Genomic DNA, 15482 nt, shown 5'->3' with positions numbered 1-15482 from the left:
TAGGGTGCCAGCGCTATTAGCGTCTCTAGTCCTTTTTTGTTCTTTTAAGAGCCATACGATATACCCCATCAGGACCGGTAGCACAATCGTGTACGTTGTCATTAAAAAATCTTTCATTGTTTATTCACCCTCTACATACGCTTTCACTGCATTGTTAACTTCAAGTTGCTTTTTCATTTCGGCCAGTGCTTCGTCTACCCAGCCAGCGAATGTGTCAAATGGAATCACGGAAACCCATGAGAATCGCTCAACGGCCCAATCATAAACAAATCTTAGTTTAAGCTGCCCTGTGCCGCCTCCTAGTTGTTTCTCTGCCTCTGTGACCGCCAATAACAGCCATTCCTTAACGTTGGCTATCTGTTCGGCGGATGGCTTACCTAGCCACTTTCTGATAGCTAAAAAGCAAATAAAAAGCACTGCTAAGAGTGCTACAAACATAAACCAATTATTAATTAGATATTCCATCATTTTTACCTCCATATTTTGCTTGTGCGATGTATACCATTCGATCCGTTGCTGATAAAAAGAAATATGGCAAAACGGCTACCAAGCAGCCCTGCACATACTCATAAAGCGACGGTAACATATTTATGTCTTTTTCTGTTTGGATCAGTCCATAAATCCATGTAACTGTCCAAATCGAAAGAAGGAAGCAAGTAATTAACTTACTTGTCTGAATTTTTTTACCCGGTACATAGTGCAATGGCATTAGGTTACTCCATCAGTTGCAGCAATGCGTTATATTCGTCTTCAGATAAACGGTCAGCCACCAAAAACACATCCATCTTTTTCTTAGTGCTTGCGATGTAAACCGCTGTTAACGTTCCAGATGCTTTTTTATTATTAATTGTTCTTTCCAATAATTCATACGTTGTCATTTTTTCTATTTTCCTTTCTTTATATTCCTAATTCAATGAGGCTTGCGATATATTCGCTGTTGATATTCGATTCTAAAATCAATTCATAGGTTTGTCTTAATAACTCCCCATCTGTTAATTCTGGTAAGCGTTCCGGTTGTTTTACCGGCACAATCTTTTTATCTGCAAAATGGATCTGTGCCTGCTCAATTAGCCAGTTATCCTCAAGCCGTTGCCGCTCTTCATCAATGTAAATTTCTAATTCTGAAAAATATAAAAGCGTACCGTTGCAGTACACTTCGTATAAATCTCCGTTCTTTAGCACGTCTACGTTAAAATCAGGAATTGTCAAGTCAGCAAGAAAAACAGCCAACTCGGCCGCCGTTACATCATAGCCATCTAATTTTTCTAACATTTCAAGTACCTCCTTATCGTACCAAAATTTTAAATGGCTGCTCATCAATATATGGATACCCATCTAGAGGATATGTTGACGGCTTAATGACCCTGTCATTTTCGATTGCCATATATAAATAGCATTCTTCTTGTACATCGTAATAACCTTCCGCGTCTGGCTCATAATCAATAATAGATAAGTTAGAAGTTCTAAGAAACCTTACTTGCATTGGTGACGGTATCTCGGAAAATGGTTTAACCTGTACTCCTTTTTTTACAACCACCACAAAGTCTATCATCATTGCACCAACAGACCTCAACTTTGTATCAGTTGTATCCATCGAAAACGCCTTGATTGATTTACGATTTAAATCATATACAAGCGCTCGCCGAATATCAATACCGGTTGTATTAGCTCCTGAAGGCACCTGTCTAAATGATCCATCAGCACTTAACCATTTGTAAGAAAGTCCATATCTGCCGCTGCTGTAAGAGCCACTTATGTACACAGAAGACGGTGTCATATCCGGAATCCATGTACTAAACAATTTTTTATCTTTAGTATCAACGACAATATGTAATCGCAAGGTAATATGGGCGGAATTTTTATTATCCAAATACCAGTTGTTATTGTTTGAATTACCGCTACCTGTTGGAATTGTTATAGAGTTTGAAGTTAAATATAAAATCAAACCATTTGCAGATACAGGATTTCTTGCGCTTTTAATATTGCTTGTCGAACTACCGAATAAAGTGCTGAATGTGTTTAATTTTTTTAGATAAGTATATTCAGGATCGTCAGTAACATTTTTGTTTTCACCTGTTAAGGTATTATATAAGACCATGCGCGTCGTCTTTAATTCGGTGTCTGCGTGCTTACCAAAAATCATGATTTCGTTATCACCATAAGGGAAACATCCGTAAACCCCGGACGATGTTTGCGCATTACTTGAATTTTGGCCACCTACATTGAAACCCATGTCGCTTGTATTTACGCCTAATACTGTAACAGCTTTTGACTGAGCATCAAATTTAATAACGCTTGTGTAGGTAGTGTTTGCGCTTGATGATGTACCTCCGTCTGTCCTAAATCCAAACATATACGCAGTATTACCAAGCGTACAAATCGACACATAATCAGTCATTTTTCTTGGCAGCGTAATCAGATTAAATACATATTTGTTTGCTTGAGTCTCATCAATCCTTATATTCAAGATCGACGAAAAATCACTAGCAATCAAATAAATATCATCCTCATACGTCATGTTTAAGGCAACGCAACTTCCTAATACCGATTTGTTTGAGTATTCAGTAAACATTTTCCTTTTTAATACGGTTTCCCATGTTTCAAGCTTATATATTTCGATGTAAATATATACATCGTCACTTGCTTGCTGTAAAAATACAAAATAATTTTTTGTATAGACACAAGTATATAAACCTGTGAAATATGGTTCAACAACATTCTCGTTTTCCAGATCTTTAAATGGACGCAGATTGCCAGCTTGTGCCAATAGATACCACGGGGATACAAAATCACTAATTAATGATGTACTATTATACCCCCCCCCCCCCGAAATATTCAAACTATTTTTAATCATTCTGTGATATTTTCTCCTTTCCTATTATACGCCAAGCTCCTGCAAGGCTGACAAATACTGCACTTCAATATTCGTTTCGATCACCATTTCTTCTATTCGGTCAAGTTGCGTTGGCTGCTGAATATCTTCGACCTCATACCATAATTTTTTATTTTTTATGTCACACTTCCACGTTACAATATGGTTTGAATCATGCTGATACGGGCAATCCGGATATCGATCGATCATAAAATAATCACCATTCGGTTGATATGCCGTAAACATTGCAATTCCGTTTACTTCTGATATATAGATCATGTTTCCTCCTATTCTGTGCGGATGAATGGATATTGGGCTTCTGTATAACTGCCGCCTCCGATTATAGAATCAATTTTTTTACATGAAGGAAGTGTGAAATACTGTTCAACATCATAAAGATATATTTTGTTAACTCTGTACTCAATTTTCGTATCATTCGACGCAGAATCTAAATAAATAAAATATGGCAGATTTGTTTCGGGCTCATAATATATGCCAAAATTAAATGAACCACCTGATCCAACCGCTCCTACTTTGGAATAATTATTAAAATCACGACATAGCACACTACCTCCTTGTTTAGTATTCTGGAACAAATGTGAACCATGAATTATATCGAAGTAATATCCATAGTCCGAACTTTCAGTTCCAACTTTTGGTGCTTCCATAATTTCTTCTGTCCAATTAAACAAATCTTTACTTTTACTAACATAGCTTTCAGTTTGAGTTCCTGAAGTCTTAATACAAACGTATTCCTGCGTATTGTCATTATAAAAAATTTTATCTTGACTAAAATGACTGCTAGTTAAACCGATTTCGTTACCATCAACATAGGTATAATCATCATTTAATATTCTATACATTCCATTAAACATGCCGCCAATCATAAACTTATTACCATTCTTAATTTCTGAGATAACTGAAGTGTTAGCTAAGTTGCTTATATCTATTTCATCCCAGTTTCGCATGCTTTGCTCTGTGTTTGTAGGGTCTTTTGTTAATAAAGTAGGTGTTCCACAATTAAAATACAACATAAATCGACCACCGAATGAAAAAGCCTTCAGTGTCATCTTGCTGTATGAAGTATTTTTAGGATGATCAATGCTATTGGATGACCAAGTCTTTCCTCCATCAGTAGAACATATGTATCCTACATAACCGCTGCTGTTATAAGTTGTTGTACTTGTATGGAAAACGATTATGCAATCTCCCATAATAACCGGTGTTTTACCATAATAATCATATTGTGTACTTACCTTTTTACATGTGTTAGTTTCAAAAGTTAAGCCTCCATCATGCGATATATATGTAGTGATATCAGAATTATAACTAGCATTTCGCTTTATACCTATAATAGCTAAATCGTTTTTATAACTAGCAACTACCAACGAACTTTTATAATCTGTACTGTAATGATCGACCGCTAATTCACACAGGCGTATTGCTCCGTATGTTGGTTTTACATACAGACTGGTAAACTTTTTTTCAATGGATGGATAATCACTTCTTTTAAGAGTTGCACCATCAATTTTTAAATATTCAGGATGTTCAATCGTTAAGTCTTCGCAGCTCATAACGACATCTCCAGGATATCCAGCTGATTCAAAATCAAATACATTTTTACCCTGCAACATAATTTAACCTCTCAATCTTTATGCTAATATGAATATCATCTATTGGTTTAATACCTGAAGCTTTAATGACTATCTTTCCATCTTGTTTGTCGTCAATGCTTGAAATTCTTGCGTTTGTAAGCAATTTCTGTTCAGCTTTGTCCATGTCTGGTTCTGCAATCAACTCCCAATATGCACCCTGAAATGAATATCTGCTGTCGTAAATAGTATAAGCATATCCATTTTCTGTTTCGAGCCACTTTTCAGCTTTTAAAACATAGGGTTCAATTTTGGGATATGTTTTTAATTCATTGATTAATCCCAATAAGTAAGTAGCTTGATCTGTATCAAGCAAGTTACGAATATCATTAAATAGATCCTCAGCACGAGCATATGTTTGCTGCACAAATGCGTCATACGCAATCTGATACTGCTTGAAAAAAGCGGTCGCATCGATACTCTCAATTAACCCTGTTACCCAGCCACATACCGCGTCATCAAACCTAGTGTCTGTAATATCTGCTTGCTGGATTTTATCAACCCCTGAACGCACGTAAATCTCTGCCAATTTTAAGTCATAGTAATCATCGTTACGCACGATTTCAGGCGGTGTCGGCGTGTCTGATAACTCACCTTGTATGATGATAGTAGTTATCATGCGCGTAATCTTATTTAGCCGATTGACTACAATATCAATGCGATCTTGTGCTATGTCAGAGTTGGCAACACGCATCTTTTTAATGCCATCTTTGTTGTCATTTTGATACCCTCTACCTTCGATGTACGAATAACCTTCAGCAATAGATATAAACATATTATCATCAAGTGACAGCACCATAAGCCCATCGCCTTGACCAGCAAATATGCCATTGCTTATGAGTGGTTTAAAATAATTAGCAAAGTCATCAGAATAGTAAGTTCTGTCTGACTTTCCTTCTACTAATTGCCCGTCAAACGGAAAATATTTTTCCATATCATCACCTTCCTTTCTTCAGTTTATCAAAAATCGTAGGAATAGAATCGCCGAACGTTGTTGTCCGAGTAATTGTATCCGTACAATAAAAAGCAACCTCAAGCAAAGGTCGCTGTGCCGTCAAGTTACTATCGTAGTCTTCAAACGTAACTATGTCACCTAACTTATAGTCACGTCCATACTGATACAGTTCGTTGTCAATAACCTCAAACTCTGCGCTTATTAACGGTTTGCTGTCTGCAAGCTGCTCATCAAGCGCGGTTTCTTCTGATCCATCAAGGATAAACTCACGTCGATTAATGCCGGCAGCAGCGCCTTTACTTGTTAGCACGCCCTCATTATTGAGGTACCCTACGTTCTTACAATCCTGCTGCTGTTGATAAACATCTTTGTTGGCGATGTTGTTGTTTTTATCACTAAAAATAACATCATCGGTTTTATCGGCACCTTGCATCAGCCTAAAGCTGTAATGCTCATCTTCTGGAAAATAATCAATGGTGTAGCCTAGTTCTGCCCTTGATAAAGCCGTATTGACCGCCTCAGCTACTTCCAGGTTCTCCAATGTATATTCTACTGTTGGGGCTGTTTCTATGCCTTGTGTGCTAAATACAAAACCATCTATTTTTCTGTCTGTATCAGAAGGGGTTATAAAGTTTTCGTTAAGCAGCTTTTCAATCTGCATTTCATAAGTTTCATTAACATCAAAGGTAAAGGAACTAATTACACGCCTGCTTAATAATGAATTTATATGCAATCCTGATATCTCGTAGGTGTTAGCGCCATCATCGCTAAATACATGAATATTTTCAACAATGAAAGCATCATCATCAATCATTAAAATGTCATTTTGAAAAAAAGACCTTGCCACATCACCATCATTAAGCGTTAACGTGAATGTGCCGGCACCGCGATGCTTCAGTACATATTCAAGCGACAAATAAGCCGCAATAATCTCCACAAGCTTAAAATTTCTATATAAGTACATCATAAGTAAAGTGGTCTGTACGTTACGATTACATCAAGGTTCGTAACGTTCCTTTCTGCATTGTATTCAACTTCATTTAATCCAACATCAAGGTTATAAAACTCGGTTTCCTTACGTTTTAATATAGTGCTGTCTTTTTGCTCGTTTAGATAAATAACCGGTGATTGCCCAAGCATGTCAACAGTGATTAAGTCACCTTTTGCCATCTCATAGTTAAGGCGGATATACTTATCACCCTTTTTGATATAAGGGTTGCTGACGGTACCGCCAGATGCCTTAAAGGTTACTTTAAATCCACAGTCAACATCACCGATGTTGTCAATGTTACTGACCAGTGAGTTACGACGTAACCCAAAACTCATGCCACCAATAAAAGTGATTGGAAAAGATAAAGTTGCCTCAACAAAAGCCAGATATTCAGTGCGCGGTACATCCTGCCAAAAAGGTGCATGCGCCACAAAATCAAGCATCAATGTACCCTTTCCGTCTGAATGTTTGATAGTAGGTATCTCATTTAATTTAACACTGATCTCTCTTTCGAAATCTTTGCCAATATGCTTCACTGTACCCTTTAATCTTGGGTTAAAGATACGCTTTAAATTACGCTCATACGAGCCTATATCATCTTGTACCTGATAAACACAATCAATCGTTAAACTGCGTACATCAAAGGACTGAGAGGATAGCGTTTCGCCATCCTGGCCCGCATTTTTGTTTGTGTAGTAGTTTACCGGCAAGCTATCATCATAATTAACAACATTCAGCATAGCAAACCATGACATTTCAACGCTTACTCCTTGTTCATTCGTATAGATCAATTTTTCATCGTATAGCACTAACTAATTCACCTCCAGCGCCATCTTTTTTAATGCCCTAGCTGCTTCTCGCTGCTGCGCAGATGGATTAACAGATTTTGCGTATATATTTTGCGTTACATTTATTTCAGTCTTACTGTCTTCATTGCGTTCAGCTGCCGCTTCGCTCTTTGTCAAAACTTTTTCACCTTCGTGCAAAATAGCGCGGTATCCATCAAACGGCACATAATTTAGGCCATTTCGATGGCTTCCGTCATATTCGTCACCATTCATCGCCGCATCCAATTCCGCCGCCTTTCTGCGTGCTTCCTCGATCATACGATTCATGACTGTTGACACGGCTCCGACCGCAAAAGATGTGCCGGCAGCTACCCCGGTAGCAATACCAGTCATCATATTATTGCCTATCGAGTTTAACTCACTCTGGGCATCATTGACTGCTTTTTTAGCTGCATCAATCTCAGCATCAGTAATTTCCATACCTTTTTCTTCAGCTAAAGAAATCAATCCTTCATAAGCTGCGACAGCATCATCATAACGCGTTTGAGCTTGTTCTAATGCATTCTGATTAGCCAATTCAGCACCATGCAGCTGCGCTTGATTATAATCATCAATTAATTTTTTAAGTTCATCATAATTGCCCGACTGTACAGCTAACGTCATTCCCTCATAATCCTGAATTGTTTTATACATATCAACGGTTGTATTCGTGTTTTCTTCAAGAGCACTTTTCATCTCAGCTAAAAGGCCCATCTTATTACCATATGCAATAGCACTTTTTTCTGTGCCATCTTCTTCAGCTTGTGCCTTCAAGCGCAGCGTTTCCGTTTCCAGCTCATTGATTTGTGCAGCCAATTTTCCTTGTTCGATGATTTTTTTCTGATAATTTACGATGGCTTCTTTATATGCAGGTTCCATTGCTTCTAGATAAATCTGTGCTTGCTTAGATTTAATCAAATCATCAAGTGCTTGTTTTCCCTCGTTGATAGATATAGTGTTATCTTCATTGAGTTTGATCGCATCAGGCATGACTTTATTGATTTCTTCTATATAAAACAATGCTTGTTCACGGCTACCGGTAAGGTTGCCTTCACTGTCCGTCATTTCTTCAAGCTTTGCAATCATCGTTTCTGTATAAGACAGTTCTTCTAAACCTTTTTCGATTCGCTGTTCCTGCGTCTCTTTGAGATTCTGCCACGCTTCAGCTTCTTCATTTACCGTATCTATCAGCTCGCGTTCTTCCGATTTCTGGTCTTGTACGGCAATGATCAGCAAGCTGATACCAGCCGTGACCGCAGTGATAGCGCCAACCGTTGCCAATAATGGAGCCATCGGTAAGGCAGCGGCAGAAGCACTAGCAACACCGGCAGCTGTCGATACTGCTTCTGTGCTTTTGATCAAAGGCTTCAATTTTGATAACCCAGTCATAATATTGCCAATACCGGTAGTAATACCGCCAGTAGCCTTTAATACAGGACCTGCAGCAATTGCCATACCGCCAGCTGTGATAATGGCTTTTTTGGTGCCGTCGTCAAGAGCATTAAAGTGTTGTGTCACATCTCTTAAACCATTGGATAAATCTTTCAGTATTGGCCCGACTGTGACCATGATCGTTTCGCCGATGTCATGTAGGGCTACTTGCGCCGTTTGTATTGCCACTTGCGTAGCGTCTACATCATCAACGATCGCACCGTATGTACTGTCTACCACATCGGTTGAGCCTTGCAATGTATTTAAAAATTCCTCGTATTCAAATCTACCGCCTTTGATAGCATCTGCGAGATCGGGTCCTGCTTTTGTACCAAACACTTCGATTGCTTTTGTGGTTGCTTCCGCAATGTCCGGTGTAGCTTTTATCTCGTCAAGGGTCTTCTTAAATTCTTCACGCGCGTCTTTGCCTTCGGACGCCCATGTACTGATTGATTTTTTCAATCCTGAGAATGCGGTTTCTGCATTCACTCCCGCCTTTTCCCATGAAGCAAACAAGGCAATAGATTCATCCATATCAAAGCCCAGTGCTCGCATTGGTGCGCCAAACGACGTAACACTCTCAGCAAGCTTGCTTACACTGATGCCACTGTCCTGCGCCGCTTTCGTCATTAAGTCTAAGACACGTTTATATTCAGACGCATCGATTCCGGCATCTCCCATTGCGCGGGATACTAAACGCACGGACTCAGTAGCATCCATGTTATTGACTTTCGCAAACTTCAAAAAGTCCTCGGTGCAATCGGCAAGTTGATCTCCTAAGTATCCAAATCGTGTATTGATCTCACCGATGGCGGCGCCCGCAGTCTCAAACTCAACCGGCATTTTAGTAATGACATCATAATAAATGTCTGTCATCGCTTTTAATTTTTCATCGGTAGCTCCTGTGGCCGTTGCAATGCTATCAATGCCGTCGTCAACGTTGTTCATCGCTGTAACAGCAGCGGCAGCGATGCCGGTTAATGCGGCGGTTACTGGTAGTAACTTATCACCAGCTGACTGCATCTTTTCGCCCGCTGCTTTTGCTACTGATCCCATGTCTGCTAATGTTTTATTCGTTGTATCAACTTGACTTTTTAAAGATTTTAATTTGTTTTCGGTAGCTACAACTTCACGCTGAAATTCGCGATACTGTTCTTCTTTAATATCACCTTTTTCAAATTGTTCTTGTACCTGTGCTTCAACCTCTTTTAAAATCTTCAGCTTATCACTGCAAGCTGAAATCGAATCACTTAAAAGTTCTTGTTTTTGAGCTAATAGAGTCGTATTTGAAGGATCGAACTTTAATAATCGATTTACTTCCCTTAATTCCTTTTGACTGTCATTGAAATCTTTGTTTAAGCCAGATAAGGCAGAGGTGATGGGCGCCGTATCCAAACCTAGTTGTACGGTCAGTCCTTCCAATTTCTTAGCCATCTGTTCCACCTCCTACTAATTTCTCTAACGCTTTCTTATCCGTTCTTTTGTTATGTAGTGCAGTGTACTCTTTCAAATACTGTAAACCTCCAGGTGACTGCATCTTATTCATAATAAAGGCATCGCGCTGATACTGTAAAAAATCATCAATTTGCAATTCTCTTATTTCATTAAAATTCAACCCTGTATACTTTGATACCAAGTAAAAATTAATTGTTTCAGCATAAATCCCCGGATCATCCTCATCAGAATCGCTCGGCATGACCGGGGGCTTTAGTTTGGGTCACTCATCACCTCGGCAGCAAACAGGTTGTATTCATTGATTACTGCTTTAATATCTATGATACTGTAATTATCACGTACATAATTACCATTAAACGCTATGTGCTGTTGGTTGTGACTTAATATCTTTCCAAAAATTTCAACCACCGTATCTAATGGCTGTTCTTTTCTTAACAGTTCAATATCAGCCAACATAGAAATAGTTGGCGGTAAGATGTTTACTTTCTTACCGCCTTTTTCAACGATCTCATATGTTTGCTTGTGAATCTGAGTGAAATCAATACTGCTTTTCATTACGCTGCCGCCTTCGGAATGCCTAGTTCAATGATTGCTTTATGACCATCAGGGAAAGGCTCGCCTACAATTTTTTGATTAATTACCGTTTCCTTGTCTTTCATAAATTGCAGCGTCAGCCCGGCTTCATTAGATCCCAAAAGCATGATACGAACATCTTTATCTTCGTTAACAAAAAGGAAGATATATCGTTGTTCTTTGTAGTGCGAAACACCGCCTAATTTTATTTCTTTCGTGCCGCGTTCTGCATTTTCCGACACTTGCGCTGTTGATAGAGTTTTTTCAAGAACACTTGCATTGATTGTCATGATACCTGTTGATAAGGTATATTCATCCCCAGTCATTTTTTTGCGTCTTATCCTATCTAAATCATCTTTAGCGGTATAAAAGGTTTCTGCAGCTTCCAGTGTTGCGCCGCCAGAAATATTACCTAATTCTTTTTCATCTTTTTCAATATCTGTGACATTCGGAATAGTTGTTCCATCATATACATCTACATAAATTCTGCCACTGCCCAGAACGATTGGATCGTTATATTTCTTTACTTCTGACATACTTTCCTCCTTTATTTTCGTATTAAAAAAGAGAATGAAATGACGGTCATTAACACATCTTCATCCTCTATATATACTGATTCATAAATCTCATAATCTGTACCTAGTTCGTCAAGAAAGCTTGTGACTTTATCTTCAAGTTCAACGTTCTTGATCGCCGTATACAATTCAATTCGATAATCATATTCTTCTAGTTCGTTTGTGTGGTCGCTGCCACTTGCTGAACGTTTAAACGTATAGATAATATAATCACCGTTTTGCTTTTCTTTGAAATGCGAAAAAGCAACCGGAATACCGATTGCTTTTAATTCATTTAATAATTCTTCAGGTTTCATTTAAAGACGTCCTCAACCCTTTCTAACAACAATTCATTGTACTTATTTTCATTTTTATCAACGTGATCTACTCCCGGAACGCGGCCACCATTAACTTTAGCATGACCGTTCTGCAACAAATGTGTAAGTTTTGGCTTTTTCTTATTCTTACCGATGATCTTTGTGTAACCATTGCCTTGCTGAACTTCAGCTACCCAACCATCACGATACTTACCGGTAAGAACTGGCGAATCATCCTTGACAGCCTTCACCATCTCTTTACCTGTTTGCTTGGTAATCTCCGTAGCTTTTTCACATCTATCATCCGTATATTCGCTAAATCTCTGCATTAATGCCGCTGATAGATTTTCAATATCAATTATATTGCTCATTCTTTGCCTCTGAGCAATATAATTCTATTTTGCCATCTTTGATATAAGTACGATACACATCAAAACGATTACCTTCTTCATCCTCCACTTGCCGCTGCTTATTGTAATCAGCCACATAGATTTCAAACATCTTCAAAGCTTTCAAATCATTAGTAGCAGCTTTGAAAAATTCATTGCTTTGTATTGACTTTTCTATGGCTAACACATGTGATTTCTGCTCGCTATGTATTTGATTGCCAATAGCATCTGTTCCGGATGCCGTTCGCTGTATCAAAAATAAATCACAATATTTCATTTTTAATATCCCTCAGCTTTAATTTCATGATTTCAAATGACTTCATATATTTCTCTGAATCTTTATTCTCACCAAAATGTGCCTTTACGTACGCTATGATTGAAGCTTTTTGTAATGCAGCTCGTTTCTCTTCCTGCCTGTTTTTAGGGGTTGTAATGATGATTATGCCGACATCATTTAATTCATAACACGCCGCATCAATCAAATTCTGTATTTCGTCATCAAATGACTTTGATGTAAGGGGGAGAGCTTTCCTTACATCATCGATCAGTTGATTCATAACTATTCAGCAGCCGCTTTCTTAACTCGGACGAAAGCGCCCGGCCGTCTTACGTTCCCACCTACAAACAGGCTGCCACGATATACATTGATTCCTTTTGAGAATTCTTCGTCTTCTGACATTTTTACATCAATGCCAGAGAAATTAGTTAACTCATAGTCAGAAAGAGATCCGTAAGCCATCGTAAAATCACCGGCAGATGCTTTAGATAATGCTTTTGCTTTGGAATTGATAACGAATGGTACTGTATCAATGTAGCCAGTATTGCCATTCATCTCAACTTTATAATAAGGTCTTCCCTGCTTATCTTTAACGGATTTAAAAGCTCTTACATCTTGTTTATTTAAAATAAGCACCTGCTCTGTCTCGACTTCTTCATCACTTCCGTAAGCAAAAATGATATCATCCAAAGTATTTTCATTAATCGTACTAATCTCAACATCATCACTCTCTGATAAAACATCAGAATTAAAAATTCCTGTAATATGTCCTGCGGCACCATTACCATTCAGTATTTCATTATTTAACTTGCGTTTGAATGATTTACGAACTTCTGAAATAATTCGTTCAGCATATTTAGCATTTGGCAGCTTCAAGAGTTCCTCAGTCAATTTGATCAACTGTGTAAGTTTGGTTTTCTTGATTTCGACAAACCCGAACTTTTTATCTCCTTCACTATACGCTGCTCCTTCTTCGGTATAGTCGGCTTCATTAGTCGATGGTTTTTCATATGGAATGGTATATGATTCTCCGCCCTCTAAATCTTCTGAAAACACTAAATCCGCAAGAGTAGACATCTTATCAAAACTGTTTTGGATGTCTCTTGAATATTTGTTTTCTAAAACCGCACCGCTTGATACTAATGTGACAGCTCTTTTTTCTTTAATTGTAGCACCACGTTTTTCTAAATCATTTTCTACTTTACGTGATTCATCAACTGGTGTACCTTCGCCTTCAACGATGCGGCCTAATAATTTTGCTCTTTTTTCAGCTTTATCTTGAATTGTACGTTCTTCCGCTTCTAAATCATTCAATTCTTTTTCGATAGCATCCAAGTCCGCGCTATCTTCCTTTGCTAAATTTCTTAATTCTTTTTTTCTGTTATTGATTTCTTCTAATCGGTTCATAATTGTCTCCTCCTTTATGAAAGTCTAATTAGCAATCTACGTCTTTTTAATTCTTTTTCTGCTTTGCTTGCGGCTGCTTTTTCTGCCTCTTCCAAGCTTCTGGCATTGATCGATGTATCATCATAAGCGGGTATACTGACGGCAGAAACATCATGCAGCCGTTTAACCTTTGTTATCGTTCTTAAATCATAGGTAGTTGCCTGCTCGTTTTTTTCTTCATCGATCGTAAAAGAAAAAGACATCTTTGTCACGTATCCATCTCGGATTTCTGCAAAAACGTCTCTGCCTAATTGTGTACCTGATAAATCTGCCCTCACTTTTAATCCGACATCATCAATAGTCAAAGTGAGCGTGTTGTTGGATGTTCGGGCCAGCACCCTTCCCTCGTGATCATACAGCATGACAACATCTTTCATATCGCACTCGTCAAAAGCATTTTGATCTATCTTCTCACGATATTCAACTTTTCCTCGCGAGTAAGAATTGTATTCAAACAGCACTGTCTCAGTGTTAAACTTGGCAGCATAACCTTCAACTATACATGTCTCGCCTTCTCCTCCTGACTTGCTTCTAATCTCAAAATCAAGATTTCTTTTCACTCTTTCCACCTCCTTTCAGCATGTCATCGCCGGTCAATTCTACTTTATCAAGTTTTTCCACATCAACATATTCACGGCGGATATAATATTTATCACCATCACCCGCTCCTGTGTGAGCCAGATTAAATATGTCACATCCGTCATCATGTGTGATAAAGCCTCTATCAAAGAGCTGCGTCACTGTGTTAAGCTTGCTTTGATTAGATAAATATTGCATCTTGTTCGATTCAAATACGATTTCATTGTTGTATGAAATTTCTTTTTCAGAATAAAACATCGCTGACATCACTTGAGAAATCTGTATTGCGAATGGCTCTATTTTACTTTCGTAGTAAGCATTCCATTCATCTTCTGTATACTGATTCATCAGGATATGTTCATTTGTTCCAAAATAAACATAAAGTGTATTTTTGATATATCCGATTTGAGAATCGTTAATCAAAAAAGGCTTATTGTCTACCGGCGTTACAGATTCGTAGGTATTATCAACGATGATCATCCCTCCTGGATTATCCTCGAAGTTATCTTTTACAAATTGCTCTCTCAATTCTTTAAGTGCTTTTTCCTTTTTTGGCGTCGTGGTTTTAGCAATCATTCGCACACCATTACCGTTCTTGACTCCATTTTTAAGCCGCGTTTGCTGATATTTCAGCGATTGAAGCACATCATCCAACGGTGAGTTATCAGAACCCTTTAACTCATAATTGTAATAGTGATTTTTTAAATGTCCTACCTTTGATAGTTCAATCGCGTAGGTCTTGTCATACTCCATACGAAATCTAAGGTACTTGACACCATCACTTTCAACGATCTCTGAATTACTTGTGCCGATTGGATATATACCGATCAGATTCTCATATCTATCAAGCAAAGGCACGATGTAAGCGTTGTTTTCTGCCGCATAGTAGGTAGCCAATTTATACAAGAATTGCGATCCAGTCATATAATCATTTGCTTTCATATTCAGCAAATAATCCAGTTTGGCATTTTTCGCACTTGATCCTTTGACCACTGCATTTAGTTTTGATATATGTGTCGCAAAGCTATTGATGATTGCACGTGTTAAGTCCAAGTCATACAATGATGAGTTATTCAAGTAAAGTGTCGGAGTTTCGTAATAAAAAACATTGGGCGCTTTATATTTGAAAAATCTATCTAATAAACCCATTGATTCACCTCCTTC

At 38.2% G+C, this 15482-nt stretch carries 20 protein-coding genes; all 20 read right to left on the bottom strand.

The genetic code is table 11. The features are described 5' to 3' along the window. Positions 1-120 precede the first annotated feature (120 nt). Entirely contained in the window at positions 121-468 is a 348-nt protein-coding gene (locus DWZ33_RS16635) for a phage holin, LLH family (protein ID WP_220452462.1), read from the bottom strand. A 245-nt stretch (positions 469-713) separates the two neighbouring features. Next, positions 714-878, bottom strand: coding sequence for a hypothetical protein (locus tag DWZ33_RS18080; RefSeq protein WP_182425819.1), 165 nt, complete (start codon positions 876-878; stop codon positions 714-716). A gap of 19 nt (positions 879-897) precedes the next feature. Then, the gene (locus DWZ33_RS16625; protein WP_118456042.1) at positions 898-1272 is read right to left on the bottom strand and encodes a hypothetical protein; all 375 of its coding nucleotides are present in this window, start codon (positions 1270-1272) and stop codon (positions 898-900) included. Positions 1273-1285: 13 nt separating this feature from the next. After that, positions 1286-2854 (bottom strand): hypothetical protein, encoded by a 1569-nt coding sequence (locus DWZ33_RS16620; protein ID WP_118456040.1) that lies wholly within the window; start codon positions 2852-2854, stop codon positions 1286-1288. A 24-nt stretch (positions 2855-2878) separates the two neighbouring features. Then, positions 2879-3151 (bottom strand): hypothetical protein, encoded by a 273-nt coding sequence (locus DWZ33_RS16615; RefSeq protein WP_118456038.1) that lies wholly within the window; start codon positions 3149-3151, stop codon positions 2879-2881. An 8-nt stretch (positions 3152-3159) separates the two neighbouring features. Then, positions 3160-4506 carry a hypothetical protein gene (locus DWZ33_RS16610; protein ID WP_118456036.1) on the bottom strand — a complete coding sequence of 449 codons (1347 nt, stop codon included), beginning with the start codon at positions 4504-4506 and terminating at the stop codon, positions 3160-3162. Next, positions 4493-5458, bottom strand: a complete 966-nt coding sequence (locus tag DWZ33_RS16605; protein WP_118456034.1) for a hypothetical protein — start codon at positions 5456-5458, stop codon at positions 4493-4495. The genes DWZ33_RS16610 and DWZ33_RS16605 overlap by 14 nt, the downstream gene beginning before the upstream one ends. Positions 5459-5462: 4 nt before the next feature. Further along, complete coding sequence (locus DWZ33_RS16600) at positions 5463-6416, bottom strand: Gp37-like protein (protein ID WP_182425817.1); 954 nt, start codon at positions 6414-6416, stop codon at positions 5463-5465. A 26-nt stretch (positions 6417-6442) separates the two neighbouring features. Continuing rightward, positions 6443-7279: a phage distal tail protein gene (locus DWZ33_RS16595; protein WP_118456031.1), complete on the bottom strand. Its 837-nt coding sequence runs from the start codon at positions 7277-7279 to the stop codon at positions 6443-6445. A 3-nt stretch (positions 7280-7282) separates the two neighbouring features. Continuing rightward, positions 7283-10162: a phage tail tape measure protein gene (locus DWZ33_RS16590; RefSeq protein WP_118456029.1), complete on the bottom strand. Its 2880-nt coding sequence runs from the start codon at positions 10160-10162 to the stop codon at positions 7283-7285. Next, on the bottom strand, positions 10155-10424 hold the full coding sequence (locus DWZ33_RS16585; protein WP_118456027.1) for a hypothetical protein: 270 nt from the start codon (positions 10422-10424) through the stop codon (positions 10155-10157). Before DWZ33_RS16585 ends, DWZ33_RS16590 begins: the two co-directional genes overlap by 8 nt. A gap of 11 nt (positions 10425-10435) precedes the next feature. Continuing rightward, positions 10436-10738 carry a hypothetical protein gene (locus tag DWZ33_RS16580; RefSeq protein ID WP_118456025.1) on the bottom strand — a complete coding sequence of 101 codons (303 nt, stop codon included), beginning with the start codon at positions 10736-10738 and terminating at the stop codon, positions 10436-10438. Next, positions 10738-11292: a hypothetical protein gene (locus DWZ33_RS16575; protein WP_118456023.1), complete on the bottom strand. Its 555-nt coding sequence runs from the start codon at positions 11290-11292 to the stop codon at positions 10738-10740. The genes DWZ33_RS16580 and DWZ33_RS16575 overlap by 1 nt, the downstream gene beginning before the upstream one ends. An 11-nt stretch (positions 11293-11303) precedes the next feature. Next, positions 11304-11627: a hypothetical protein gene (locus DWZ33_RS16570; protein ID WP_118456021.1), complete on the bottom strand. Its 324-nt coding sequence runs from the start codon at positions 11625-11627 to the stop codon at positions 11304-11306. Beyond that, positions 11624-11998 carry an HK97 gp10 family phage protein gene (locus tag DWZ33_RS16565; protein WP_118456020.1) on the bottom strand — a complete coding sequence of 125 codons (375 nt, stop codon included), beginning with the start codon at positions 11996-11998 and terminating at the stop codon, positions 11624-11626. Before DWZ33_RS16565 ends, DWZ33_RS16570 begins: the two co-directional genes overlap by 4 nt. Continuing rightward, complete coding sequence (locus tag DWZ33_RS16560) at positions 11982-12293, bottom strand: phage head-tail adapter protein (protein WP_118456018.1); 312 nt, start codon at positions 12291-12293, stop codon at positions 11982-11984. The genes DWZ33_RS16565 and DWZ33_RS16560 overlap by 17 nt, the downstream gene beginning before the upstream one ends. Further along, entirely contained in the window at positions 12280-12573 is a 294-nt protein-coding gene (locus tag DWZ33_RS16555; RefSeq protein ID WP_118456016.1) for a phage head-tail connector protein, read from the bottom strand. Before DWZ33_RS16555 ends, DWZ33_RS16560 begins: the two co-directional genes overlap by 14 nt. A gap of 2 nt (positions 12574-12575) precedes the next feature. Continuing rightward, positions 12576-13700 (bottom strand): phage major capsid protein, encoded by a 1125-nt coding sequence (locus DWZ33_RS16550; protein ID WP_118456014.1) that lies wholly within the window; start codon positions 13698-13700, stop codon positions 12576-12578. 14 nt (positions 13701-13714) lie between these two features. After that, positions 13715-14299, bottom strand: coding sequence for an HK97 family phage prohead protease (locus DWZ33_RS16545; protein ID WP_182425815.1), 585 nt, complete (start codon positions 14297-14299; stop codon positions 13715-13717). Next, positions 14283-15467 (bottom strand): phage portal protein, encoded by a 1185-nt coding sequence (locus DWZ33_RS16540; RefSeq protein WP_118456011.1) that lies wholly within the window; start codon positions 15465-15467, stop codon positions 14283-14285. Before DWZ33_RS16540 ends, DWZ33_RS16545 begins: the two co-directional genes overlap by 17 nt. Positions 15468-15482 lie beyond the last annotated feature (15 nt).

It is taken from the genome of Dielma fastidiosa (assembly GCF_003475485.1).
Lineage (GTDB): Bacteria > Bacillota_I > Bacilli_A > Erysipelotrichales > Erysipelotrichaceae > Dielma > Dielma fastidiosa.
The sequence above is the reverse complement of the archived record's forward strand: the minus strand, read 5'-3'. Positions and strand labels throughout refer to the sequence as shown.